The 226-nt window shown below is 38.1% G+C and carries 1 pseudogene; it reads left to right on the plus strand.

The window, feature by feature from the left end:
- Nucleotides 1-226: pseudogene (locus tag ACRHOC_RS15445) on the plus strand (adenosylmethionine--8-amino-7-oxononanoate transaminase); the annotation flags it as partial.

A 226-nucleotide genomic window follows, 5' to 3' on the forward strand; every position in this document is an offset into this window, starting at 1 on the left:
ATTTCTAAATCACACGAGGCTTTACTACAATCTATCGATCAGCATCCAAAAATTAAATCTGCCAGAACTATTGCTGTTATATTGGCCATAGACCTCCATACAAAAGCCAGCCGTTATGGCGAACTCCGCGATCAACTTCTTAAATTCTTTACGAAGCATGGTGTATTCTTAAGACCTTTAGGTCATACAATTTACAGCCAACCACCTTATGTCATAAGTGAAAAAC

Origin of the sequence: Winogradskyella poriferorum, assembly GCF_050618035.1 — a bacterium.
Classification (GTDB): Bacteria; Bacteroidota; Bacteroidia; order Flavobacteriales; family Flavobacteriaceae; genus Winogradskyella; species Winogradskyella poriferorum_A.